The sequence below is a fragment of the Streptomyces luomodiensis genome (genome assembly GCF_031679605.1).
GTDB classification, from domain to species: Bacteria; Actinomycetota; Actinomycetes; order Streptomycetales; family Streptomycetaceae; genus Streptomyces; species Streptomyces luomodiensis.
Window position 1 is genome coordinate 6,732,365 of sequence record NZ_CP117522.1, and the last position, 22,993, is coordinate 6,755,357.

General features: G+C 70.8%; 23 protein-coding genes. 14 read left to right on the forward strand and 9 right to left on the reverse strand.

The genetic code is table 11. The features are described 5' to 3' along the window. Nucleotides 1–106: 106 nt before the first annotated feature. The 7 genes from glgP (at nucleotide 107) to PS467_RS28470 (ending at nucleotide 5,842) form a co-directional block, all read left to right on the forward strand. Complete coding sequence (glgP, locus tag PS467_RS28435; RefSeq protein ID WP_311037616.1) at nucleotides 107–2,623, forward strand: alpha-glucan family phosphorylase; 2,517 nt, start codon at nucleotides 107–109, stop codon at nucleotides 2,621–2,623. Nucleotides 2,624–2,876: 253 nt separating this feature from the next. Then, nucleotides 2,877–3,032, forward strand: coding sequence for a hypothetical protein (locus PS467_RS28440; protein WP_268974513.1), 156 nt, complete (start codon nucleotides 2,877–2,879; stop codon nucleotides 3,030–3,032). Nucleotides 3,033–3,175: 143 nt separating this feature from the next. Next, entirely contained in the window at nucleotides 3,176–3,592 is a 417-nt protein-coding gene (locus PS467_RS28445; RefSeq protein WP_311037617.1) for a nuclear transport factor 2 family protein, read from the forward strand. Nucleotides 3,593–3,717: 125 nt separating this feature from the next. Continuing rightward, nucleotides 3,718–4,254 (forward strand): VOC family protein, encoded by a 537-nt coding sequence (locus tag PS467_RS28450; RefSeq protein WP_311037618.1) that lies wholly within the window; start codon nucleotides 3,718–3,720, stop codon nucleotides 4,252–4,254. Beyond that, nucleotides 4,247–5,050, forward strand: a complete 804-nt coding sequence (locus tag PS467_RS28455; protein ID WP_311037619.1) for a MerR family transcriptional regulator — start codon at nucleotides 4,247–4,249, stop codon at nucleotides 5,048–5,050. Before PS467_RS28450 ends, PS467_RS28455 begins: the two co-directional genes overlap by 8 nt. Before the next feature lie 291 nt (nucleotides 5,051–5,341). Beyond that, nucleotides 5,342–5,542 carry a DUF397 domain-containing protein gene (locus PS467_RS28465; protein ID WP_311037620.1) on the forward strand — a complete coding sequence of 67 codons (201 nt, stop codon included), beginning with the start codon at nucleotides 5,342–5,344 and terminating at the stop codon, nucleotides 5,540–5,542. A 99-nt stretch (nucleotides 5,543–5,641) separates the two neighbouring features. Beyond that, on the forward strand, nucleotides 5,642–5,842 hold the full coding sequence (locus tag PS467_RS28470) for a DUF397 domain-containing protein (protein WP_311037621.1): 201 nt from the start codon (nucleotides 5,642–5,644) through the stop codon (nucleotides 5,840–5,842). Nucleotides 5,843–5,893: 51 nt separating this feature from the next. Here PS467_RS28470 and PS467_RS28475 read toward each other — a convergent pair whose 3' ends face one another. The 3 genes from PS467_RS28475 to PS467_RS28485 are packed head-to-tail and all read right to left on the reverse strand — an operon-like array spanning nucleotide 5,894 to nucleotide 7,478. Then, nucleotides 5,894–6,736 (reverse strand): helix-turn-helix domain-containing protein, encoded by an 843-nt coding sequence (locus tag PS467_RS28475; RefSeq protein WP_311037622.1) that lies wholly within the window; start codon nucleotides 6,734–6,736, stop codon nucleotides 5,894–5,896. Then, nucleotides 6,733–7,269 (reverse strand): DUF6879 family protein, encoded by a 537-nt coding sequence (locus PS467_RS28480; RefSeq protein ID WP_311037623.1) that lies wholly within the window; start codon nucleotides 7,267–7,269, stop codon nucleotides 6,733–6,735. The genes PS467_RS28475 and PS467_RS28480 overlap by 4 nt, the downstream gene beginning before the upstream one ends. A 5-nt stretch (nucleotides 7,270–7,274) precedes the next feature. Continuing rightward, nucleotides 7,275–7,478, reverse strand: coding sequence for a hypothetical protein (locus tag PS467_RS28485; RefSeq protein WP_311037624.1), 204 nt, complete (start codon nucleotides 7,476–7,478; stop codon nucleotides 7,275–7,277). Between the two features lie 336 nt (nucleotides 7,479–7,814). On the opposite strand from PS467_RS28485, the gene PS467_RS28490 reads away from it, so the two are divergent. Together PS467_RS28490 and PS467_RS28495 are read left to right on the forward strand one after the other, a co-directional pair. Then, nucleotides 7,815–8,126 carry a hypothetical protein gene (locus PS467_RS28490; protein WP_311037625.1) on the forward strand — a complete coding sequence of 104 codons (312 nt, stop codon included), beginning with the start codon at nucleotides 7,815–7,817 and terminating at the stop codon, nucleotides 8,124–8,126. 308 nt (nucleotides 8,127–8,434) lie between these two features. Next, on the forward strand, nucleotides 8,435–8,857 hold the full coding sequence (locus PS467_RS28495) for a hypothetical protein (protein ID WP_311037626.1): 423 nt from the start codon (nucleotides 8,435–8,437) through the stop codon (nucleotides 8,855–8,857). A gap of 52 nt (nucleotides 8,858–8,909) precedes the next feature. Here PS467_RS28495 and PS467_RS28500 read toward each other — a convergent pair whose 3' ends face one another. Next, the gene (locus PS467_RS28500; RefSeq protein ID WP_268974525.1) at nucleotides 8,910–9,554 is read right to left on the reverse strand and encodes a TetR/AcrR family transcriptional regulator; all 645 of its coding nucleotides are present in this window, start codon (nucleotides 9,552–9,554) and stop codon (nucleotides 8,910–8,912) included. Between the two features lie 113 nt (nucleotides 9,555–9,667). Here PS467_RS28500 and lipP1 point away from each other — a divergent pair, with 113 nt between their 5' ends. Further along, nucleotides 9,668–10,606, forward strand: a complete 939-nt coding sequence (gene lipP1 / locus PS467_RS28505) for a LipP1 family hormone-sensitive lipase (RefSeq protein ID WP_311037627.1) — start codon at nucleotides 9,668–9,670, stop codon at nucleotides 10,604–10,606. On the opposite strand, the gene PS467_RS28510 is transcribed toward lipP1, so the two are convergent. Further along, on the reverse strand, nucleotides 10,596–11,597 hold the full coding sequence (locus PS467_RS28510; protein WP_311037628.1) for a GlxA family transcriptional regulator: 1,002 nt from the start codon (nucleotides 11,595–11,597) through the stop codon (nucleotides 10,596–10,598). The genes lipP1 and PS467_RS28510 overlap by 11 nt on opposite strands. A 158-nt stretch (nucleotides 11,598–11,755) precedes the next feature. On the opposite strand from PS467_RS28510, the gene PS467_RS28515 reads away from it, so the two are divergent. The 3 genes from PS467_RS28515 (at nucleotide 11,756) to PS467_RS28525 (ending at nucleotide 15,349) form a co-directional block, all read left to right on the forward strand. Beyond that, nucleotides 11,756–12,718 carry an NADP-dependent oxidoreductase gene (locus tag PS467_RS28515; RefSeq protein WP_311037629.1) on the forward strand — a complete coding sequence of 321 codons (963 nt, stop codon included), beginning with the start codon at nucleotides 11,756–11,758 and terminating at the stop codon, nucleotides 12,716–12,718. After that, nucleotides 12,715–13,692 carry an NmrA/HSCARG family protein gene (locus PS467_RS28520; protein WP_311037630.1) on the forward strand — a complete coding sequence of 326 codons (978 nt, stop codon included), beginning with the start codon at nucleotides 12,715–12,717 and terminating at the stop codon, nucleotides 13,690–13,692. Before PS467_RS28515 ends, PS467_RS28520 begins: the two co-directional genes overlap by 4 nt. Before the next feature lie 103 nt (nucleotides 13,693–13,795). After that, nucleotides 13,796–15,349, forward strand: coding sequence for a substrate-binding domain-containing protein (locus PS467_RS28525; protein WP_311037631.1), 1,554 nt, complete (start codon nucleotides 13,796–13,798; stop codon nucleotides 15,347–15,349). Nucleotides 15,350–15,447: 98 nt separating this feature from the next. On the opposite strand, the gene PS467_RS28530 is transcribed toward PS467_RS28525, so the two are convergent. From PS467_RS28530 to PS467_RS28545, 4 genes are all read right to left on the reverse strand, one after another. Next, on the reverse strand, nucleotides 15,448–17,094 hold the full coding sequence (locus tag PS467_RS28530) for a M4 family metallopeptidase (protein ID WP_311039986.1): 1,647 nt from the start codon (nucleotides 17,092–17,094) through the stop codon (nucleotides 15,448–15,450). A 335-nt stretch (nucleotides 17,095–17,429) separates the two neighbouring features. Next, nucleotides 17,430–19,670, reverse strand: a complete 2,241-nt coding sequence (locus PS467_RS28535) for a M4 family metallopeptidase (RefSeq protein ID WP_311039987.1) — start codon at nucleotides 19,668–19,670, stop codon at nucleotides 17,430–17,432. A 554-nt stretch (nucleotides 19,671–20,224) separates the two neighbouring features. Continuing rightward, the gene (pepE, locus tag PS467_RS28540; RefSeq protein WP_311037632.1) at nucleotides 20,225–20,956 is read right to left on the reverse strand and encodes a dipeptidase PepE; all 732 of its coding nucleotides are present in this window, start codon (nucleotides 20,954–20,956) and stop codon (nucleotides 20,225–20,227) included. Between the two features lie 43 nt (nucleotides 20,957–20,999). After that, entirely contained in the window at nucleotides 21,000–21,812 is an 813-nt protein-coding gene (locus tag PS467_RS28545) for an IclR family transcriptional regulator (RefSeq protein ID WP_268974532.1), read from the reverse strand. A gap of 178 nt (nucleotides 21,813–21,990) precedes the next feature. On the opposite strand from PS467_RS28545, the gene PS467_RS28550 reads away from it, so the two are divergent. Beyond that, nucleotides 21,991–22,953, forward strand: a complete 963-nt coding sequence (locus tag PS467_RS28550) for a DUF1177 domain-containing protein (protein WP_268974533.1) — start codon at nucleotides 21,991–21,993, stop codon at nucleotides 22,951–22,953. Nucleotides 22,954–22,993: the final 40 nt, after the last annotated feature.

Genomic DNA, 22,993 nt, shown 5'->3' on the forward strand with positions numbered 1-22,993 from the left:
TCCGGCCCGCCCCTGCCCTCCGGGCTGCCGTCCACCGCCCCCGTACCCTCCGCCGAGGACGGCGCCGGGCTGCCGTCCACCGCCCCCGTACCCTCCGCCGAGGCCCGTGACGAGCCGCCGTCCGGCGCGCACGAAGGGGGGGACCGCCGCGCACGAAGGGGGGACCGCCGCCGAGGCCCGCGGCGGGCCGCCGCTGGGCTCGCTCGCACCGTCCGGTGAGGACCGGGCCGGGCCGCCGCCGGGCCCGGGGTCGTCGCCAGGCTCCGGGCCGCTGCCTGCCGGACCGCGGTCCGGCAGGCCCGCGCCCTCCGTACCGCCGCTCTCCGTACCGCCGCCGGGCGGGCCGGCGCCCTCCCCGCTGCCCGCCGCGATCGCCTACTTCTCGCCGGAGTTCGGGATCACCGCCGCCCTGCCCCAGTACTCCGGCGGCCTGGGCATCCTCGCCGGTGACCACCTCAAGGCCGCCAGCGATCTCGGCGTGCCCCTGATGGGCGTCGGACTGCTCTACCGCCACGGCTACTTCCGCCAGTCGCTCTCCCGCGAGGGCTGGCAGCAGGAGCACTATCCGCTCCTGGACCCCGACGAGCTGCCGCTCACCCGGCTGTGCGAGGCGGACGGCCGGCCCGTCCGGATCGCGCTCACCCTGCCCGGCGGCCGCCCGCTGTCCGCACGCGTGTGGCTGGCCCAGGTGGGCAGGGTGCCGCTGCTGCTGCTCGACTCCGACGTGGAGGAGAACGGTCGCGGCGAGCGCGATGTCACCGACCGGCTCTACGGCGGCGGCAGCGAGCACCGGCTGCGTCAGGAGATGCTGCTGGGCATCGGCGGTGTGCGCGCCGTGCGCGCGTACTGCCGACTGACCGGCCACCCCGAACCCGAGGTGTTCCACACCAACGAGGGGCACGCCGGTTTCCAGGGCCTGGAGCGCATCCGCGAACTGATGGCCGACGGGGCGGACTTCGATGCCGCCCACGAGGCGGTGCGGGCCGGGACCGTCTTCACCACCCACACCCCCGTCCCCGCCGGTATCGACCGCTTCGACCGCGAGCTGGTGGCCCGCCACTTCGGCGCCGACGCCGAGTTGCCCGGGATCGAGGTCGAGCGCGTCCTCGCCCTCGGCAGGGAGACCTACCCCGGCGGTGAGCCCGATCTCTTCAACATGGCCGTGATGGGGCTGCGCCTGGCCCAGCGCGCCAACGGGGTCTCGACGCTGCACGGCCGCGTCAGCCGGGAGATGTTCGCGGGCCTCTGGCCGGGATTCGACCCCGAGGAGGTGCCCATCACCTCCGTCACCAACGGGGTGCACGCCCCCACCTGGACGGCGCCCGAGGTCACCCGGCTCGGCGCCCGCCGGTTCGGCCCCCTCTCCGACGGCGAGCTCTGGGAGCTCCGCCGCACCCTGCGCAAGCGGCTGGTCACCGAGGTCCGGCAGCGGCTGTACGACTCCTGGCGGCAGCGCGGCGCGGGCACCGCCGAACTCGGCTGGATCGACGGGGTGCTCGACCCCGACGTCCTCACCATCGGCTTCGCCCGCCGCGTCCCCTCCTACAAGCGGCTCACCCTGATGCTGCGCGACCGGGACCGGCTGATGGAGCTGCTGCTCCACCCCGAGCGGCCGATCCAGATCGTCGTCGCGGGCAAGGCCCATCCGGCCGACGACGGCGGCAAGCGGCTGGTCCAGGAACTCGTCCGGTTCGCCGACGACCCCCGGGTCCGCCACCGCCTGGTGTTCCTGCCCGACTACGGCATGGGCATGGCCCAGATGCTCTACCCCGGCTGCGACGTCTGGCTCAACAACCCGCTGCGCCCGCTGGAGGCGTGCGGCACCAGCGGCATGAAAGCGGCCCTGAACGGCTGCCTCAACCTCTCCGTCCTGGACGGCTGGTGGGACGAGTGGTACCACCCGGACTTCGGCTGGGCCATCCCCACCGCCGACGGCGACGCCATCGACGACACCCGCCGCGACGACCTGGAGGCCGCCGCCCTCTACGACCTGCTGGCACAGCGGGTCGCCCCGCGCTTCTACGACCACGGCCCGGACGGCCTCCCCGGCCGCTGGATCGACATGGTCCGGCGCACCCTCACCACCCTCGGCCCCAAGGTGCTCGCGGGCCGCATGGTGCGCGAGTACGTCGAGCGGCTCTACGTTCCGGCCGCCCGCTCCCACCGCGCCCTGACCCCCACGGCGGCCGCCGGACTGGCCACCTGGAAGGCCCGCCTGCGCGCCGCCTGGCCGGACGTCGCGGTCGACCACGTCGAGGCCCAGCTCACCCCGCCCGCCCCGGGCGGCGCCGCCGAACTCGGCTCCACGCTCTCCCTCCGCGTACGGGTGCGCCTGGGCGGCCTGGACCCGGCGGACGTGGCGGTCCAGGCGGTGGCGGGCCGCGTCGACGACGCCGACTGCATCACCGACCCCACCCCCGTCCCCCTCAAACCCACCACGGGCCCCGACCCCGAGGGCCGCCACCTCTACGAGGGCCCCCTCGCCCTCGACCGCACCGGCCCCTTCGGCTACACGGTCCGCGTCCTCCCCGCCCACCGCCTCCTGTCGCACCACGCCGAACCGGGCCTGATCGCGGTCCCGTCGGAGGCGACATCCGAAGCCGCCGGAGTCCTGATGCGCTGAGCAGGTGACGGCTAGACTGGCGGTGGACCGTGGAGCACGGGGGAGTGTTGCACTCATGTCCGACGTCATGTGGTGCACGGAAAAAGCCGGCCGGACGGCCGGAATTGCCGCGGTCCCGGAGAGCTCTGTTCTCCGTAGCACGCATTGAGATCTTGGACGTCGGCAGGACCTCAGCTGACCACCATACGAGGTGGTCGGGCTGAGCCTGCCGGGCCATCGGTTCGACCACCCGACGTGAGGGGTGTGAGAACTGGTGGACTGGGACACCGTCACCCTGCTCGTGCTCGCCGCCTTCGGCCTGGCCGGGCTGATACTGACCCTGGCAGCGGAACTCCTGTCCAAGGTCCCGGCCGTCATCGAGGCGTGGCGCCGGGTGCGGAGCACATGGCGCGGAGGCGACGACGGCTAGGCAGCGGTTTCGTTTGGATCATGGTCAGTTCATGGCTGGGGAGCCTTGACCTGGGCTGGGAGCCGTGTACACCGTTCCCCCGGCTCGTCCGAGCCAGCCAGGGCCAGGGCCCACGGCGCCGCTTCTTCATGTGAGGTTGTCCCATGAGTCATCTCGCCGATCGTGCCGCCATCCACGATCTCAACACTCGTTACGCGGTTGCTTTCGACGGCTTCCGGCTGGATGAGTCCTCCGGCTGCTGGGCCGAGGATGGCGTCCTCGATGAACGCGAGACCGGCTTCGGCCTGTTCCAAGGGCGCGAGGCGATAAGCGACTTCTTCCGCGACTCACTCTTCGCCCATGCCCGCAACGTCATCCACGTCATGTTCAACCACCTGGTGACGGACATCGAGGGCGACCGCGCGGCGGGGAGTGTCTTCTGTCTCGTGGAAGTGGTGAAGAACGACGGCGGCTACGTTCGCTCCCACGTCAAGTACGAGGACGAATACGTTCGCGTGGACGGACAGTGGAAGTTTGGCAGCCGCGTCATCAAGCCGTCCTTCCCGGGCGCCCCGTCATGAGCCCGGGGAAGTTCCATGTGGATCACCTTGCGGACCAGAGGAAGATGCCTGCGATGTGATGCCGGTGGCTTCGTGCGCTGACCCGGCTTGACCCTCACGTCGCGTGAGGCTGTTGGGTGGGGCGCATGAGCGACTACTACAACGCGTTCGAGATGAGCCCCGTGCCCACTCCCGGCCCGGACGCGGTTCCGCCGGAGCCGTTCCGTGGCATCTATGGAATGCCCGCGTTCGTGACGATCCCCACGAGCGATCTGGCGGAGTCGGTGGACTTCTGGGTGCGTGGGCTCGGGTTCTTCGAGCTGTTCAGCATCCCCGGCGGCGTTGTGCATCTGCGCCGATGGGCGTTCCAGGACGTACTCCTCGTCCCGGCGGGGAGCGTTCCGGAGCGGGCGCCGGCGATCAGCGTCAGTTTCGCGTGTGTGCTCAACGAGGTCGATTCCCTTGTCGGGGCCTGTCGCGCGGTGCGCCCGGACTCGGTCGACGGTCCACGGGACACTCCCTGGAACACCCGCGACGTGGAGGTGATCACCCCCGAGAACGCACGGATCGTTTTCACCGCGGCGAAGCCCTTCGACCCGGCCAGTCAGGAGGCGCGGAACCTTGAAGCCGTCGGCATCACCGCACCGGGCGTCGGGCGCGGCGACAATGAGGACCATGCCTGACGCAATCGACGCCGAAGGCCTGACCGTCGGCCAGGTCTCGGCGCGTCTGGGCGTGACCGTCCGCGCGCTGCACCACTGGGACGAGACCGGCCTGGCGCGACCGTCGCTGCGCACGGCCGCCGGATACCGGCTCTACACCGCCGCTGATCTGGAACGCCTGCACCGCGTCGTCGTCTACCGTGAGCTCGGCCTCGGCCTGGACCGGATCCGGGCCATCCTGGACGACCAGGCGGCGGACGTGCCCGGCGCGTTGCGCGCGCAGCGCGCCCAGGTCGCGGAACGGATCGACCGACTCCAGCAGCTCAGCGCCGGACTGGACCGGATGATCGACGCCCACGAGCGCGGCCTGCTGCTGACCGCCGAGCAGCAGGCCGCGATCTTCGGCCCCCAGTGGAACCCGGACTGGCCCGCCCAGGCCCGTCAGCGCTACGGAGACACGACGCAATGGCGGCAGTACGCCGAAGCCGCAGCCGGTCGCGGTCCGCAGGAATGGCAGACCGTCGCCGACGCCGTCACCGACCTCGACCGCGCCCTCGCAGATGCGATGGACGCCGGCGTCACACCTGGCAGCCCTGAAGCGAATCAACTCGTCGAGCGGCACCGCGAAGTCTTCGCGTCGTACTTTCCCCTCACCCGGCAGATGCAGGTCTGTCTCGGCCGCATGTATGAGGCCGACCCGGGATTCGCCGCCCACTACGACGGCGTCCGCACCGGCCTCGCCACGTGGTTCCGCCGCATCATCGACGCCAGCGCACGCGCCCACGGCATCGACCCCGACACCGCGACCTGGCAGTGAGCGAGGGGCCGGGAGCCCGCGCCCGTGGGGCTGTCTGACCAGTGCCTGTGCCGCTCGGAGACGGTCTTCTGGCTGTCGTTATCAGCGATCCGCAGTAGGGACCTCAGAGCGTGCCCCAGCTCGATACGGTGACGCTGGACTTCATGACGGTTGCGAGTTTCTGGATGCGGAGGCTCAACTGGCGAAATACCGGTCCGTCCTGGACCGGCTGGAGGAGACCGCGCTGACTCCGGAAGCGTCGCGCGATCTGATGCACCTCGTCGCTCTCGACGCCCGAGAAGGGAACCGTACGTGTCTGAATGCCGCTGGCAGAAGTCCTCCTACAGCGTGGAGGGGTCCAATTGCCTGTATGTCGCAGCGGGGGAGCGCGACACGATAATGCTCCGCGAGAGCGAACAACCCGAGGTCGTCCTGTCGACCACTCGGGCGCGCCTGAGAACCTTCATACGTGCCGCCAAGGCGGGCCAGTTCGACCACGTTACCGAGTGCTGACATCGCTCGATGTCTCGCACCGGAAGCCATCGCCTCGAACAGACGAGTCCCGCGACTTCATCCATGGCCTCATCCAAGAACTGTGACAAGGAGCGGCACATGAACCCGGTGTCTTGGCGTCAGTCTTCGTACTGCCAGGAATCAGCCTCGTGCGTCAATGTGGCCAGAGGGGAGCGCGACACGATAATGCTCCGCGAGAGCGAACAACCCGAGGTCGTCCTGTCGACCACTCGGGCGCGCCTGAGAACCTTCATACGTGCCGCCAAGGCGGGCCAGCTCGACCACGTTACCGAGTGCTGACATTGGCCGACGCTCGCATCCGTATCCGATGACGTGGACCCGGACGGTGATCTATGAGCGACTCAGACTGGCCCTTGCGCGTGCGATCAGACGGTGCGCCTGAGCTCCGTAGGCGGCGGTCTCGCTGAGCCGTTCCCACACGCGTTTGTACAGGGCGACATCATCCGCTGACTCAAGATGCAGCTCGGTGTTGATCGTTTCGACGATCACACGCTCGTCGTCGAAGATCCAGAAACCATGCTTGGGCGTGAGCTTGAGAGGGGCGCCGAGTGGGATGACGCCGAATGAGACGCGGCTCATCCCGATGATGCCGACGAGCCGGTCAAGCTGTGCCGCCATCACGTCGCGGGGGCAGACCAGGGCGTGCAGTACGCCCTCCCAGATGAGGATGTCGAAGCGCTTGCCCGGTTCGTAGAGAACCTCCTGCCGCTTGACCCGCGCCCGTACCGCCTCTTCGGTGTCCCGCGGCGTCCGCATCAGTTCGGCGTTCTGCAGCAGCAGGCAGCGGGCGTACTCCGGAATCTGCAACAAGCCCGGGACGACAGTGGCCTCGTAGCCCTGGAGGGTCGAAGTCCGGCGGTATTCAACGACGTATTTCTCCTGTACGCCGCGATGGCCGGAAGCGAGTTGGCGCCGCCACGATCGCTGCTGTGATTCGAGTCCGCGTAGACGTGCCTTCAGGTCCTCGGCCTCGGAGCGGGCGCCAACCGCGCCGGCCCATGCGTCGAGGTCTCTGGCGGTGGCGGTCTGTTTGCCGTTCTCCAGCCTTGAGACCTTCGAACGCTGCCAGCCGAGTCGGGCCGCCAGTTCCTTGCCGTTGAGACCGGCCTCGGTGCGCAGCTCCCTTAGCCGCGCACCGAGGGCGATACGGCCGACCTGAAAGTCAGTGCTCACACAGACGACGGTACCTGTGCCTGAAACTCCCTGGTCGGTACGGCGTGGTGCCATGCGGCATCACGGACCTGACAGGCGCGGACCACTGATTCCGCGTCCTCCAGGACGCGCACGCCGAGTGTCGTTCCCGCACTGTCGATGACGAACTTGACGACGGAGCGGGAATCGAACAGCCAGAAGTCATAGTCCGGCAGACCGATACGTGCCGCGTCCGACCGGAAGAGATTCCGGATGTCCTCTCCGGCCTCGACGTTGCCGAGCCCGGATGCGAGCAGGAACCGTTGCCCCTCTGTGGGAGGCTGATCCACCAGCCGCACTCGCTCGTAGCGCTTGCCCCGCATCGTCTGTTCGCGGACGTTGGCGTGCCAGGGGCTGTCCGGGTCGTAGCCGAAGGTCTCCCCACGTTGGAAGCGCGGCCAGTTGGGGCTGGCGAGGTCGGAGGCGTAGCCCCGCTGTGTCTCAAGCCGCCATGCGGTGTGCTCGAATTCATCGAAGAAGTGCGAGACGTCGTCGAAGGGAATGAGGTCGGGCACGTTTTCTACTCCTTGGGTGCGTAACGCGTCAGCAACTCGCGCGGGACGACGACGAATGCCTCCGACTCCTTGACGTCTCGGAGCTGGGCAAGGTGCTTGGAGTCGGTGAGCAGATCCCCCTGGACGGCAAGATCGCCGGTTTCTTCGATCTCGTACAGCGTTGGACAGTTGCCGTGCTCGGACGTTGTGCCGAGGAACCTCAACGCCATGGCATTCCCCCTCCTGTCGGAAGTCGATCAGGTCATCAGAATGTCGCGGATAACGTCGGCGTGTTAGCTGATTGCGCGGGATTGCGGCTGTCATTCACCCCTGCGTGTCGCTCTTGGCTTCTCTGGGTGCGCGGAAGCCGGCAGTCGTCAGGTATGTCGCTCGACACGAGAGTGCGGGCTGGTCCATGAACCGGGCACGGCGTCCGGTACCAGCCCGTCTGGCCACGACAGCGACGCGCCCGAGCTCGTCGAGCAACTTCGAGCAATCGCGTTGAGCAGCCATGAGTGCGCTCCGTAGCGTCTCCGTCACCCACTCGCACGGAGAAGTTGGCAGCCATGAGAATCACCGATGAGGCCATCGACGGCATGCGTTCCGAGCGTCACCGCGCGGCCGGAGCCGAGGCGAGAGCCGTCGCTGAACTGCTTCGCGAGGCGCTGGGCCGTCTCGGTTTCATCCCGGACGTGGCCGTGCCCCACGGCGAAATGGACGAGGCTCTGTGCTGGCCGGTTCTGCGGGGTGAGGTGACGGTCTCGGGGCATCTGATGGTGGCTCTGGGACGTATTCCGCTGGATAGCGCGAATCGGCTCGCGGACATTCTCATGCGCGCCGCGCTGGGGGAGCGGACCACGAAGGCCACCGCTCGGTGAGCCGTTTCTGAGACCCCCGTCCCGGCTGGACCGGAGCCCTGGCAGGTCGAGCCCAGCGCGGAACGGGTGCATGTGCACGACGGCGCGAGGAGGGCCCTCGCGCTGACCGCACCGGAGGGAATCATCTCGATGCGCTTACGTGGATTCAAGGCTGTTGTCCGCCAGGACCCGGAGGACGACGGGCCGACCGAGGGCGGCCAGCAGGGCGGATGTGGCGACGGTGACGGCTGCGGCCGGCGGTAGGGACGTGAGCCGGATGGGCGGCCCTCACCTCGCGTGGGGGCCGCTCTCACCGAGAGGGCGAGTACATGCACCACCACGGCTACACCTGGCTCGGGTCCGCACACGAGTTGCTCAAGGACGGCCCCCGGCGCCCCTCGCACCCGGAGTTCAGGTCCAGCAGGGTCGTTCCCCTGGAATGCGCCCACTGGCTGCTCAAGCCGGCCTCCTTCGTCCAGGGGACATGGACCGATCCTCGGCAGGCGGCCGAGTGGTTCGGCCGGCAAGTGCGGTCGCACGCCGCGTCGTTCGCATCCCAGCACGACCGTGAGACCGCTCCCCGGCTCGCCGACGCGGTCGGCGGCAGGGCCGAACGGATGGCGCGTGGCGAGGATGTGGTCGGCGGCTGGTATCTGACGGGGCAGAGGTTCCTGTCCGTATGCCTGATCGCGTGCGATCCGCACCGCCTGCGGCCCGAGATTCCCTGCCCGGCCGGCACCACCTCTCCGTGACGTCGGTCCGGAGGGTGAGCCGCGAGCGGCTCAGGTGCGGCTCAGGCGCGGCTCAGGCGGTGTCGCGCGGGACGTAGCTCTCGATGCGGTCGATCACGACCGACACGGCCTGGCGGTACGCGGTGCTCGATCGGCGGATCTGTGAGAGCAGCATGCCGCCCTGGATGGCGGCCAGCAGGGCGGTGGCCAGGGCGGCGACGTCGGCGCTGTCGCTCAGTTCGCCGCGTGCCTGCATGCGGGCCAGTCCCGATCTGATGGGCGCCTCCCACCGGTCGAAGGAGGCGGCCAGGTCGGTCCGGGCCGAGGGGTCGGTCTCGGCGAGTTCGCTGGCGAGCGATCCGATCTCGCAGCCGCCCGCGCAGCCCATGGCGTCCTGCCGGTCCGCCGCCCTGTCGCACCACTCGCGGAGGGCCTCGATGCTGTCGAGGCTGTCCAGCAGGGGGCGCTGCTGGTCGAGTTTGGTGTCGGTCTGGTAGTCGATGACGGCCAGGACCAGGCCCTGTTTGTCGCCGAAGTAGTGGTAGATCTGCGACGCGCTGACGCCGGCGGCCGCCTGGATGTCCGGGATGCTCGTGCCTCCGACGCCGCGGTGGAACATCAGCTCCGCGGCGGTCTCGATGATGCGGTCCCGGGTTTTCCGGCCGGGCCCGGTGAGCCGGCGCTGTCCTGGCCTTTCGGTGTCCACTGGCGCGTTCATGCGGGCACCGTACCAAGGTTGGAATTGACATTCCAATTTTGCGGCGCATATCTCTGGAGAGGTCATTCCAACTTCCCGCGCGGTCCTCTCGCGGCCCATCGAAAGGCGCCCTCATGTCGCTCGACCCCCAGATCGAGATCCTGCTCGAGCAGATGGCCGAAGCAGGTGGGCCGGCCCCGGAGAGCCTGACCGTCGGAGAGAACCGTGCGGCCGCGAGCGCCTTCACCGCCCTGGCCGGTGACCCCGAGCCGGTCGGCGGCGTGCGCGACACCACCGCGGCCGTCGACGGCCGCGAGATCCCGGTCCGTATCTACCGGCCCGCCGCACCGGGCTCCGGGCCTCTTCCCGTGACGGTCTTCTTCCACGGCGGCGGATGGGTCTTCGGGGACCTGGACAGCCAGGACCAGATCGCCCGCATCATGACCAACCGATCCGGCACGATCGTGGTCTCCGTCGACTATCGGCTGGCGCCCGAGCACCGCTTCCCGGCCGCGCTCGACGACGCCTACGCCGCCCTCACCTGGGTCGCCGCCAACGCCGGCGGCTTCGGGGGCGACGGGGAGAGGATCGCGGTGTTCGGCGAGAGCGCCGGTGGCAACCTCGCCGCGGCCGTCGTACAGGAGGCACAGCGGCGCGGCGGGCCGCGCGTCGCGCTCCAGGTGCTGGCATACCCGCCGGTCGACCGGTTCGACGACAGCCCCTCCATGTACGAGAACATGGCCGGACCGATCCTGACCCGCCCGTGGCTGGAGTGGTTCTGGGGCTGCTACCTCAGCACGCCGGACCAGGGCGCCGACCCGCGTGTCTCGCCGGCGCGCTCGGAGGACCTGGCCGGGCTCCCGCCCGCCGTCGTGGTCACCGCCGAACACGATCCGCTACGGGACCAGGGCGACCGGTACGCGCGGAAGCTCGCCGAAGCCGGTGTGCCGGTCACCCACCTTCCGGTCAAGGGCGCCACCCACGCGCTGCTCTCGTTCACCGGGTCGGTGCGGCTCGCCCGGGATGTTCTCGACCGGCTCGGAGCCGCCGTGGCCGCGGCGTTCACGTACTGAGGCCGTAGTGCGCCCTCGTCGCCGCCGGGGCCGGGGCGTTGTGGGCGCGGCGGTAGGCCAGCGGGGACAGGCCGAGGTGGCTGTAGAAGTGTTTGCGCAGGGCCACGGGGTCGCCGAAGCCGCTGGCCGTGGCGACGCGGGCGACGGTCAGGTCGGTGGACTCCAGCAGGTGACGGGCTTGCGCCAGCCGGCGCTGCAACAGCCACTGGAGCGGGCTGGTGCCCACCTCGCCGCGGAACCGCCGGGTGAAGGTGCGCACGCTCATGTGCGCGTGCCGGGCCATGTCCTCCAGCGTGAGGGGTTCGGCCAGCCGGTTCAGGGCCCACTGCCGGGTGGCCGAGGTGGAGCGGTCGGCGTCCTTCGGCACCGGGTGTTCGATGAACTGCGCCTGTCCGCCCTCGCGCCACGGCGCCACGACGCACCGGCGCGCCGCCGCGCCCGCCACCGCCGCCCCGTGGTCCCGGCGGATCAGATGCAGGCACGCGTCGATGCCGGCGGCCCCGCCGGCCGAGGTCAGGATGCGCCCGTTGTCGATGAACAGGACGTCCGGATCGACCTCGACGTGGGGGAAGAGCCGCGCGAACGAGTCGCACAGCGCCCAGTGCGTGGTGGCGCGCAGGCCGTCCAGCAGCCCGGCCGCCGCGAGCAGGAACGCCGAGGTGCACAGGCTGACGACGCGGGTCCGCGGACCGATCCGGGCGAACGCGGCGGCGACCTCCCCGGGCAGCTCACCGGTGGCGAGGAGGTGTTCCTCGGGCTCCTGGGTGGCGATCACCACGGTGTCCGCGGTCTCCAGGAGGGACTCGTCATCGTCCACGACGATCCGGAAGCCCTCGTTGCTGCGGATCGGCCGGCCGCCGGGCGAGCAGGTCGTCACCGAGTACAGGGGTGCGCCGGACGGGTCGCGTGCCTGGTCGAACACGCGGGCCGGAATACCCAGGTCCATGGTCAGGACGCCGTCGAGGGCGAGAACGGCAACACGGTGGGTCATGGCCCGAAGGGTACTGGCTCGGATGCCGCTGGCTCGAATGGTACGACTGATGGCCTTCCGGCCACTCACCGCGTTCGTCGCGGCGGGGCGAAGCTGAGGATCACCGGGCCCCGGTCCGGACCGAAGGACATACCCGAGCGACACAGAGCGAGGAGAGCATGAGCGAGCACACCATGCGCGCCGTCACCATCAGCGAGTGGGGCGGACCGGAGGTGCTGAGCGTCGGAGAGGTCGCGCGCCCCGAACCGCTGCCGACCGAGGTGCTGGTGCGCGTGCACGCCGCCGGGATCAACCCGGTGGACTGGAAGACCCGTGCCGGACAGGGCATGGCGGGACTCCAGACGCTGCCGCTGATCCTCGGCTGGGACGTGTCCGGCGTCGTCGAGGAAGTCGGCTTCGGCGTCACCACGCTGGCGCCCGGTGACGAGGTCTACGCCATGCCGTGGTTCCCCCGCCCGGCCGGTGGTTACGCCGAGTTCGTCACGGCGCCGTCCCGCCAGTTCGCGCGCAAGCCCGCCTCGATCGGGCACACCGAGGCCGCGGCCCTGCCCCTCGCGGCGCTCACCGCCTGGCAGGCCCTGGTCGACACGGCCGAGGTCGAGGCCGGTCAGCGGGTGCTGGTGCACGCCGCGGCCGGCGGTGTCGGGCACCTGGCCGTGCAGCTGGCCAAGCACCTCGGCGCCGAAGTGATCGCGACCGCCCGTGAGCCCCGGCACGCGTGGCTGGGGGAGCTGGGCGCCGACGAGACGATCGACTACACCCGGCAGCGGTTCGAGGACGTGACCGGCGAGGTCGATGTCGTCATCGACCTGATCGGCGGGCTGGACGCCACCGACGTGCGGTCGGTGGCGGTGACCCGGGCCGGCGGCCTGGTCGTCTCCATCCCCAGCGGTGTCTCCGAGGGGCTGGCCGCCGCGGCCGGGCAGGCCGGAGTGCGCACCAGCCCGCTCCTGGTCGAGCCGGACGCCGCCGCCCTGACCACCATCGCCGGCCTGGTCGACTCCGGCGCGGTCCGGGTCGAGGTCGAGCGCACGTTCGCCCTGGAGCAGGTCGCCGAGGCACACCGCCTGGGCGAGACCAACCGCACCCGCGGCAAGCTCGTGCTGGACGTGGCACGGTGACGGAGACGACCGCACTCGTGATCGGCGGCACCGGGGCCATGGGCTCCCGGGTCGTCCGCGCCCTTGCCGCACGGCCCGGCACCACCGTACGGGTGCTGACCCGGGACCCGTCCTCGCCGCGGGCGCTCACGCTGGCCCGGGACACCCCCGGCGAGGTGCGGCTGGTCCGCGGTGACCTGGACGGCGAACCGTCGCTGGAGGAGGCCCTCCACGGGGTCGACCACGTCTTCTGCAACACCGACTTCTTCGCCACGGCCAGCCCGGAGAGCGAGTACGCACAGGGGCTGAGGGCCCTGCGCGCGGCACGGGAGGCCGGGGTGGACCGGTTCGTCTGGTCGTCGCTGGACAGCGCCGCGGTCCTCACCGACGGACGGATTCCCGTCCCGCACTACGACGCCAAGGCCGCGGTGGAGGCCCGTATCGCACTGCACCGCTCCGAGGAGGCCATGCGGCAGGAGACCGACGGCTGGTTCTCGCGGCATGTCGCCGTCCTGGTGACGGCACCCTACTTCGAGAACCTGTACGACCTGGCCCCCCGGCGGACCCGGCTGCCCGACGGGCGGGACGGTCTGCTGTTCACCCTGCCGCTCGGCGGGGCCGGCCGGTGGCCGCTGATCGGACTCGATGACATCGCCTGGTTCGCCCGCCATACGGTCGACCACTGGGACGACTGGGCGGGCCGGACGCTGCGCGTCGCCGCCGACAGCCTCACCGGTGCGCAGATCGCGGCGACGTTCGAGCGCGTGACCGGGGTGCCGAGCGCCTACCAGGCGGTGGAGCTGGACGAGTTCAGCCGATCCCTGCCCGGAATCGGTCACGACCTGGCCGCCATGTTCGCGTTCTTCCAGGAGTACGACCTGTTCTCCCGGGACCGGGACCCGCGGGCGCTGCGCGCCCTGCACCCCGGGCTGGCCACCTTCGCCGACTGGCTCACCGCCACCGGATGGGATGGTTCCGGCCGGAGCGGAGGTTGAACTCGGGACGAACATTGCATGAGAGGCAGGCCACATCGGCCCCCCGCGCGCCATGGGCACATACATTCGCCCCCTGAGGCCATGGCATGTACGGGGGAAAACCATGAAGTGGCTGGAACAGCTCATGGCGCCCGAGAACCTCCTGGCGCTGCTCGGTGTCGTCGTCACGGTCGGAGGGCTTTCGTACGAGCGGCTGATCCCGGGGCGGAAGCGGATCGGCTACCGCGTGCAGATGGACACGCTGATCGACGACACCCGCCAGGACGGTCCGGCTCATCAGCGGCTGCGGATGCTGGAGAACACCCCGGACCTGGCCGGGGCCTCGCTGGTGCTGCTGCGGATCGAGAACGACGGGTTCCGCAGCATCGACGCCGACGACTACATCACGGCGCCGTCGACCGAGCACCGCGGGCTCACCGCCACCTTTCCCCATCGCGTCGTCCAGGACGTGGCCGTGACCGAGCCCAGCCATCCGGATCTGCTGCGGCACCTGCGGCAGCGGGGGACTCCGGAGCGGCCCGGTCTCATCTACGAGGGACACCAGATCTCCCTGCCGAGGGTGCCGCTGAACAAGGGAGATCACTTCAAGCTGCTGGTGCTGCTGACCGGCGCCGGGACCGACAAGCCGCCGCAGGTGGGCGGACGGATCAAGGAGGGGCGGGTCCGGAACAACGAGAAGTTCCGGCGGCCCAGCAACCGGGTGCTCGGGCTCATCGGGAGCCTGCTGGCCCTGCTGATCCTCCAGTCGTTCGGTACGCCGCTGCTGCGGGACGATCCGCTGCCGCGCGGATGCGCCACGGGCACGTTGACGATCGTCGGATCGACGGCGTTCGCACCGGTGGCCGAGGATCTGCGCGGGGCGTACCAGAGCGACTGCCGGGGCGCCGTGGTGACGGTGGCGGCCCAGGGGAGCGGGCAGGGGGTGGGGACGCTGCGGACCGCCGGGGAGGCCGCCAAGGGCGGGTTCCCCGCGTACCTCTCCTTCTCCGACGGTCCGCAGGGCAACGGCGATCAGCGGCTGAAGGAGCACCTGGTGGCCGTGTCCGTCTTCACCCTGGTGCTGAACAAGGACGTCCGGATGACGAACCTGTCCCTCACCGATCTGCGCAGGGTGTACGCGGGCGAGATCACCAACTGGAAGCAGCTCCCCGGCGGACCCGATCTGCCGGTCAGGCTGGTGAGCCGGGACGCGAACTCCGGGACGCGCAAGGTGTTCGAGAAGCGCCTCCTGGACCGCAACGAGCTCTCCCGGACGTCCGACGACTGCCGCAGCCCGGAGTTCCGCCACGACAAGGTGGTGCGCTGCGAACTCGGCGGCACCCCGGAGGTGGTGAGGACGGTGGCGCGGACGCCGGGCGCCATCGGCTACACCGAACTGCGCCACGCCGAGGTGCGGGCCGCGCACGGCGATGTCGACCTGCTGAACCTGGACGGGGTCCGCGCCTCCGTCGACGCGGTGAAGGAGCGGACGTATCCCTTCTGGGAGCCCGAGTACGCCTATACGTACACCGCGCCCCCGGACAACTCCCTCACGTCCAAGTTCCTCGACTACATGGCGGGGGACACCGGACGGAACCTCATCGAGAAACACGGCCATCTGCCGTGCTCCGTACCGGAGAACCAGAACGCGTGCCGGCGGGCCGACCGAGGGCGGTAGCCGGGGCCGGTAGCCGGGGACGTGCGGCGACAACACAGCGGTGCCCGGGGCGCGAGCCCCGGGCACCGGCGAGTGTTCCGCGGTGAACCGCGCGCGGATTACTTGACGTTGACCCCGGCCCAGGCGGCGTCCACGCCCTTGTACTCGGCGCTGTCGGCGCCGTAGAGGTCCTCGGCGGCCTTCAGCGTGCCCTCACGGGCCGCGTGGTAGTCGGTGTTGGAGGTGAAGTACGTGGTCAGGGCCTTGTACCAGATCTGCTCGGCCTTGTCCCGCCCGATGCCCTCGACGGTGGAGCCGTCGGAGGTGGGGCTGTCGTACTTCACACCGTTGATCTCCTTCGCGCCGCTGCCCTCGGACAGCAGGTAGAAGAAGTGGTTGGCGACACCGGAGGAGTAGTGCACATCGAGGTCGCCCACGCTGTCGGACCACTCGTCCGCGGACTGGCCGTCCTTGCTGGGCTTGTCCTGGTAGCGCAGCGGGGTGCCGTCGCCGTTGATGTCGATCTTCTCGCCGATGAGGTAGTCACCGACGTCGGTGGCGTTGTCGGCGTTGAACTCGACGGCGGTGCCGAAGATGTCGGAGGTGGCCTCGTTGAGGCCGCCCGACTCACCGCTGTACTCCAGGCCCGCGGTCGCGGAGGTGACGCCGTGGCTCATCTCGTGCGCCGCCACGTCGAGCGCGGTCAGCGGGGCCTTGTTGCCCTCGCCGTCGCCGTAGGTCATGCAGAAGCAGCTGTCGTCCCAGAAGGCGTTGACGTAGCTGTCGCCGTAGTGCACGCGGGAGTACGCGCCCTTGCCGTCGCCGGCGATGCCGTCGCGGCCGTGCACCTTCTTGTAGTAGTCCCAGGTGGCGGCGGCGCCGTAGTGGGCGTCGACGGCGGCGGTCTGGGGGTCGTCGGGCTTGCCGGTGCCCCAGTTGTCGTCGTCGTCGGTGAACGGCGAGCCCTCGCCGCTCTCCTGGTTCTCCAGGTTGGTGGTCTTGTGGCCGCCGCGGTCGGCGTCGGTCAGGGTGTAACCGTCGCCTTCCTTGCTGGTGCCGAGCTCGACCGAGCCGCTGTACTCGCTCTCGCCCTTGCCGTTCTTGATGCCCTGGTACTCGTAGAGCTTCTTGCCGGTGGCGGCGTCGGTGATGACGTGCAGCTGGTTCGGGGTGCCGTCCTTCTGGACCCCGCCGACGACGGTCTCGTAGGCGAGCACCGGCTTGCCGGTGGCGGCCCAGATCACCTTGCGCGGGGCCTGGTCGGCCGCCGCCTGGGTGGTGTCGTCGGCCTTGGCCGCCTTGACGGCGGCCTTCGCCGCGGCGCTCGGGGCGATCCCGGCCGTGGTGGAGGCGACCTTGATGGTGGCCTTGGTGGCCTTGGTGACCGACTTGACGTCACCGCCCTTGGCGCGGTGGACGACCAGGTCGCCGCCGAGGACGGGCAGCCCGTCGTAGGTGCGGTCGTAGCGGGTGTGGGTGGTGCCGTCGACGTCCTTGATGACGTCCTTGACGACCAGCTTCTCCTTGGCGCCGAGACCCAGCGACGTGGCGGTGTCCGCCGTGGTCGCGGTGGCCTCGCGCAGCAGCTCGGCGCGGACCGAGGCGGTGAGCGCCGCGGGCTGGGCGCCGGCCTTGGCGCTCGCGCCGTCGGCCGGTGCGGCACCGGCGGTGCCGGCGGTCAGCCCGGAGGCGAGCAGGGCCGCCGCGGCGACGGCGGTGCCGGCCGCGATGGCCGAACGGCGCTTGCCGGACGTGGTTATGGGCATGCGGAAGGTCTTGCGCACGCGATCTCCTCGTTGCTGTGGGGGGTCAACGCCGGGCTGCGGGGAAGTGCGGCCCGGTGTTGAACAAGAGGTACTGATGCGTAATGCGTGGGCAGACTGTCACACAAGTCCGGTACATGTCACGGGTTTCACGGCGGGTCCAGGGGAAAATGTTCGTTGAATGCTGATCAACCTTCGGATACCGGACACCTGTCGGACGCGTGCCGGACGCCCACCGGACACCACGGGAGTGCACGTCCGGCGGTGGGAGAGGCGCCGCCAGGGGGAGTCGGGTCGACCCCTGGCGGCGCCTGTTCATGGGGAGCTCGGACGCTCCGTCAGAAGGTCAGCTTCCAGCTGTTGATATAGCCCGTGTCCCCCGCGTACAGGTCCTGGACCCGGAGCTTCCAGACCCCGACCGCGGTCTCGGCGGACGCGTTCACGGTGTACGTGGTCCGCACGTCGTCCGCCGAGTCGAAGGCGCTGGAGTTCTTGAGCCGGTAGGCCGTACCGTCCGGGGCGATCAGGTCGATCACCAGGTCGCCGCGGTAGGAGTGCACGATGTCCACGCCCACCTGGAGGTCGGCGGGCGCGTCGCCGGCCCGGCTCACCGTGATCGGCGAGGTGACCGGCGCACCGGCGTCCGGAATGGAGACGTCCGCGGTGTTCTCGAAGACGTTGCCGCCGCTGGTGTTCACCGTCCAGCCGAAGGACGCGGTGCCGCTCTCGCCGGTCGAGTCGGTCACCGTGACCGTCACCGAGCTGGTGCCCAGGGCGGTCGGCGTGCCGGAGATCAGCCCGGTCGAGGAGTCGATGGCCAGGCCCGCGGGCAGCCCGGTGGCCGCGTAGCTCAGCGCCCCCGGGTTGGAGCTGGTCGCGGTGATCTGGAGGCTGGTGGCCTGGTCGACGATGCTGGTCTGGTCGCCGGGCGGGGTGACAGTGACCCCGTCGGCGATCCGGGTGCCGACGTTGACCCCGGCCCAGGCGTTCGCCACCGCGTTGTACTGGGCGCTGCCCTGGCCGAAGAGCTCGCCCGCCGCCCACAGCGTGGCGTCGCGGGCACCCGCGTAGTTGGTGCTGGAGGTCATCCGCTGGCTCAGCGCCTTGAACCAGATCTGCTCCGCGTTGTCCCGTCCGATACCGGTGACCGGGAGGTTGTCGGAGGTCGGGCTGTTGTAGCCGACGCCGTTGATGACCTTGGCGCCGCTGCCCTCGGACAGCAGGTAGAAGAAGTGGTTGGCGATGCCGGACGAGTAGTGGACGTCCACGTTGCCGACACCGGAGTACCAGTTGTCCTTGGACCTGCCGTCCTTGCTGGGCTGGTCCATATAGCGCAGCGGGGTGCCGTTCCCGTTGATGTCGATCTTCTCGCCGACGAGGTAGTCCCCGGGGTCGCTCGCGTTGTCCGCGTAGAACTCGACCGCGGCGGCGAAGATGTCGGAGGTGGCCTCGTTGAGCCCGCCGGACTCACCGCTGTAGGTGAGGTTGGCGGTGGCCGCCGTGACCCCGTGGCTCATCTCGTGGGCCGCGACATCGAGGGAGGTCAGCGGCTTGGCGTTGGCCGAGCCGTCGCCGTAGGTCATGCAGAAGCAGGAGTCCTGCCAGAACGCGTTGACATAGCCGCTGCTGTAGTGGACCCGGGAGTACGCCCCGACACCGTCGCCCCTGATGCCGGTGCGGCCGTGCACGTTCTTGTAATAGTCCCAGGTCTCGGCGGCGCCGTAGTGCGCGTCCACCCCGGCGGTGGCGGCGTCGGAGGTGGTGCCGTCGCCCCAGACGTCGTCGGCGTCGGTGAACAGCGTGCCGGTGCCCGAGGTGGAGCGGTTGAGGTTGTACGTCTTGTGGCCGCCCCGGCCGGAGTCGGTGAGGTTGTACGAGCCCGCGCTGCCCGAGGTGCCGAGGGTGACCTCGCCGCTGTACTGGCTGTTCCCGGTGCCGGTCTTGACGCCCTGGAACTCGAACAGCTTCTTGCCGGTGGCCGCGTCGGTGATGACGTGCAGCTCGTTCGGGGTGCCGTCCTCCTGGAGGCCGCCGACGACCGTCTCATAGGCCAGCGTGGGCGTGCCCTTCGCGGCCCAGATCACCTTGCGGGGCGCCCGGTCGGCCGCGGTCTTCCGCGACCCCTGCGCGTTCGCCGCCCGCACGGCGGCCTTCTCGGCGGTGGCGGGCGCGACGGCGGCGGTGGTGGTCGGGACGGACAGCCGGGCCTTGGTCGCCTTGGCGACGGTCAGCGGCGCACCGCTCTTCGTGGCGTCGACGACCAGATCGCCACCGAGGACGGGCAGCCCGGCGTAGGTGCGCTCGTAGCGGGTGTGGGTGGTGCCGTCGGCGTCCTTGACGACGTCCTTGACGACCAGCTTCTCCTTGGCACCGAGCCCGAGATCCTCGGCGGTCGCGCCCTTGGCGGCATCGGCCTTGGCGATCAGCGCGGCGCGCTGGGCGGGGGACAGCTTCGCGGGGAGGGCGCCGGGGTCGGGGGCGCCGGATATCGTGCGCGCGGCGGGGCGGTTGGCCGCGTTCCCGGCGGAGTCGTCCGGGCGGGCGGCGGCGGTACCGCTCTGGAAGCCGACGCCGATCATCGCCGCCGCGACCACCAGCGCACCGGTCGCGATGGCGCGCCGGCCAGGGGCGCGACCGGAGGTGCGGCTGCCGGGTCTGAGGTGCCGTTGGGGGAGGGGTCTCACGCTGACTCCTTCTGCGCTGGCCGCACGGTGGCACGGCCGGGACGACCGGGCGGCTGGGTCGCCGTCCGGGCAGGGCGTGGCAGAACGGGGTACCTTCCCCTGGCGTTACCGGGTGCGCCCTGGCGCGGGTACGCGACGGGGCGCGGCCGCGGTGCGGCCGGGGGTTTCCCTGGCGTTACCGGGTACGCCCTGCCGCGGACGTACGACGGGGCGCGGCCGCGGTGCGACCGGGGGGCGTGGGGGGGATGGCTTGAGGAGCAGCCTCATTCTGTGGGGACGCCGCACCTCGGCCGAGGGAAGCGTGCCACCGGTGGACTACACCTGTCAGGACCGCGACAAAAAGTTGACCGGAAAGCGTCCGTTGACACGTATGCCGCGTTCGCATCGCGGTGACGTTCGATCAAATCCCGCCACGCGCACCGTCAGCGACCCCAGGCCGAGGCCCGCCCTCAGCGCACCGCCGCGTCGAAGCGCGGCTCCTCGCGCAGCAGCGCGCTCAGGTCGTCGCCGGGGCGCAGCTCGGCCGGGTCCGCACCCCTGCGGAAGAGGATCGCCCCGGCTTCGATACCGCCCAGCGTCAGCCGGTCCGCGTCCCGGCGCAGCCAGGTGCCCTCGCGCAGCCCGACCACGGGGACGTCGTTCTCCTCCAGGAACTGCTCGAGCCGCTGGGCCCGGGTCTCGCCCATATGCGCGGTGTCCGGCTTGGCGTCGAGGTAGTGCGGATTGATCTGGAACGGCAGCAGCCCCAGCGCGTCGAAGCTGGGCGGCTGGACGATGGGCATGTCGTTCGTGGTGCGCAGGGTCGGGCAGGCCATGTTGGTGCCCGCGCTGGAGCCCATGTAGACGGCGCCGGAGGCCACCCGGTCCCGGATCGCCCGGACCAGGTCGCGCTCGTGCAACGCCTTGAGCAGTCGGAAGCTGTTGCCGCCGCCGACGAACACCGCCTGCGCGTCGCGCACCAGCGCGGCCGGGTCGTCGGCGGTGTGCGCACCGGTGACCGCCACGCCCAGCGGCTCCAGGGCCGCGGCCACCTGGGCGGTGTAGCCGTCGTGGTCGGCCAGCGCGTACGGCACGAAGACCAGCCGGCGCGCGCCGTCCAGCGCGGAGGCGATCTCCTCCCGTGCGTGGTCCAGGTAGCCGCGGCCGGGCGCGGTGGAGTTCGACAGCAGCAGCAACTGCATGAGGGGGCCTTTCTCGAGCCGACGGAGGTCGGAGGGGCGGGGCTCAGCGCCGCTCGCGGTGCGGGGCGCGCCGCGGCCGGGCCGGCGTCAGCAGCCTGCCCAGGTCGGCGGTGCCCTGGAGCAGCGGTGCGACCAGCTGTTCCCGGCGGGGGCGCAGCACCTCGGGGGTGGCGGCCAGGGTCAGGGTGCCCACCGGACGTCTGCCCACCAGAACCGGCGCCGCGAGCGCCGCGGTGTCCGGATCGTACTCGCCCTCGGAGTAGGCGTAGCCATTGCGCCGCACGTCCAGGAAGCGCTCCTCCAGGCGCACCGGGTCGGTCAGGGTGTGCTCGCTGAAGCGTGCCATCGGGCGGCCGTACAGCAGTGCGGACCGGTCACCGGGCGGGAGCATACCGAAGTAGGCGCGGGAAGTGGCCCCGGCGTGCGCCGGGTACAGCTCGCCCGCCAGCACGTAGTAGCGCAGTGGGCCGGTGGCGCCGTCCACCGCCGCGACGCAGCGCATGTGCACCCCGTCCGGGACCGCGAACAGCGTGTTCACCCCGACCGTCTCGGCCAGCGCCTCCAGGACCGGCCGGACCAGACTGGCCATGCCGCCGCCGCGCTCCCACACCCGGGACAGATGCCACACCGCCGGGCCCAGCCGGTAGCGGCGTGAGCGCTTGTCGGAGACCAGGAAGCCCCGGTAGGCCAGGGCGGCCAGCAGCCGCTGGGCCACCGACTTGTCCAGCCCGAACTCCTCGGCGACCTCGGTGACACCCCACTCCGGGCGCTCCCGGTCGAAGGCGAGCAGCACGTTCAGCACGCGGTCCGCGGTCTGCAGGGGCGGGGCGCCGGTTACGGGCGTCTTCTCAGTCATGAGGAAAGGGTAAAGATTCTCGGATATCGAGAAACTATTGCGTACTGCGCGACGCCGGGATGACCCTGGCCAGACCGACGCCCGGTGGCAGTGCCCGCCCCGCGCGCCGCTTCCCCTCGTTCGCCCGGTCGGGCCACAGGCGCCGCCGACCGCACCACCCCGCCGTGAGAGGCCACCCGTGCTCAAACACGTCCTTGACATCATCGAACTCCTCGACCGCCCGCAGACCAGCGGCGCTCTCCTCGCCGATCATCTGCGCGCGGTCCAGACCGCGGCCGGCGCCGACCCGGCGACCGCGCCGCGGATCGAGGTACGCACCGTCGAGGGCGACAAGGGCAGCACGGACTTCGTCTCCGTCACCGTCCCCGGCCGCCGCGGCAAGCTCGGCGGCGGCGACGCCCCGACCCTCGGCATCCTCGGTCGGCTCGGTGGGGTCGGCGCCCGCCCGGAGCGGATCGGCCTGGTCTCCGACGCCGATGGGGCGGTGGCGGCGCTGTCCGCCGCGGCCAAGCTGCTGGACATGCACGCCCGGGGCGACGTCCTGGACGGCGATGTGACGCTTTCCACCCACGTCAGCGGCTGGGCCCCCACCCAGCCGCACGATCCCGTACCCTTCATGGACTCCCCGGTGGACACCCTGGTGTGCAACCGCGAGGAGATCTCGCCCGCGATGGACGCCGTCGTCTCCATCGACACCACCAAGGGCAACCGGCTGCTCAACCACCGCGGCGTGGCCCTGTCGCCGACGGTCTGCCAGGGCTGGATCCTGCGGGTCAGCGAGGACCTGGTGTCCGTCCTGGAGAGCGTCACGGGCGAGCCGGCCCGCATCCTGCCGATCACCACGCAGGACATCACCCCGTACGGCAACGGGGTGCACCACCTCAACTCCATCCTCCAGCCCGCCGTCGCCACCACCGCCCCCGTCGTCGGCCTCGCCATCACGGCGGGTACGGCGGTGGCCGGATGCGCCACAGGTGCCAGCCACGAGACCGACATCGCCGTCGCCGCCCGGTTCGCGATCGAGACCGCCAAGGAGTTCGGCCGCGGCACCGCCCGCTTCCTGGACCCCGAGGAGTTCGCGCGCCTCGTCGAGCTGTACGGACCCATGACCCACCTCCAGGCCCTCACCCCGGCGGGGTGACCGACCCGGGGTGACCGACCCGTCCCTACCCGGACCCCCA

Excerpts from the sequence above, each read along its gene's own strand:
- pepE (WP_311037632.1), bottom strand. The coding sequence starts at position 20,956 with ATGCAGTTGCTGCTGCTGTCGAACTCCACCGCGCCCGGCCGCGGCTAC.
- PS467_RS28500 (WP_268974525.1), bottom strand. The coding sequence starts at position 9,554 with ATGAACGCGCCAGTGGACACCGAAAGGCCAGGACAGCGCCGGCTCACC.
- PS467_RS28490 (WP_311037625.1), top strand. The coding sequence starts at position 7,815 with ATGAGAATCACCGATGAGGCCATCGACGGCATGCGTTCCGAGCGTCAC.
- PS467_RS28545 (WP_268974532.1), bottom strand. The coding sequence starts at position 21,812 with ATGACTGAGAAGACGCCCGTAACCGGCGCCCCGCCCCTGCAGACCGCG.
- PS467_RS28445 (WP_311037617.1), top strand. The coding sequence starts at position 3,176 with ATGAGTCATCTCGCCGATCGTGCCGCCATCCACGATCTCAACACTCGT.
- PS467_RS28525 (WP_311037631.1), top strand. The coding sequence starts at position 13,796 with ATGAAGTGGCTGGAACAGCTCATGGCGCCCGAGAACCTCCTGGCGCTG.
- PS467_RS28450 (WP_311037618.1), top strand. The coding sequence starts at position 3,718 with ATGAGCGACTACTACAACGCGTTCGAGATGAGCCCCGTGCCCACTCCC.
- PS467_RS28515 (WP_311037629.1), top strand. The coding sequence starts at position 11,756 with ATGAGCGAGCACACCATGCGCGCCGTCACCATCAGCGAGTGGGGCGGA.
- PS467_RS28530 (WP_311039986.1), bottom strand. The coding sequence starts at position 17,094 with ATGCCCATAACCACGTCCGGCAAGCGCCGTTCGGCCATCGCGGCCGGC.
- PS467_RS28455 (WP_311037619.1), top strand. The coding sequence starts at position 4,247 with ATGCCTGACGCAATCGACGCCGAAGGCCTGACCGTCGGCCAGGTCTCG.
- PS467_RS28535 (WP_311039987.1), bottom strand. The coding sequence starts at position 19,670 with ATGATCGGCGTCGGCTTCCAGAGCGGTACCGCCGCCGCCCGCCCGGAC.
- lipP1 (WP_311037627.1), top strand. The coding sequence starts at position 9,668 with ATGTCGCTCGACCCCCAGATCGAGATCCTGCTCGAGCAGATGGCCGAA.
- PS467_RS28510 (WP_311037628.1), bottom strand. The coding sequence starts at position 11,597 with ATGACCCACCGTGTTGCCGTTCTCGCCCTCGACGGCGTCCTGACCATG.
- PS467_RS28495 (WP_311037626.1), top strand. The coding sequence starts at position 8,435 with ATGCACCACCACGGCTACACCTGGCTCGGGTCCGCACACGAGTTGCTC.
- PS467_RS28485 (WP_311037624.1), bottom strand. The coding sequence starts at position 7,478 with ATGGCGTTGAGGTTCCTCGGCACAACGTCCGAGCACGGCAACTGTCCA.
- PS467_RS28470 (WP_311037621.1), top strand. The coding sequence starts at position 5,642 with ATGAACCCGGTGTCTTGGCGTCAGTCTTCGTACTGCCAGGAATCAGCC.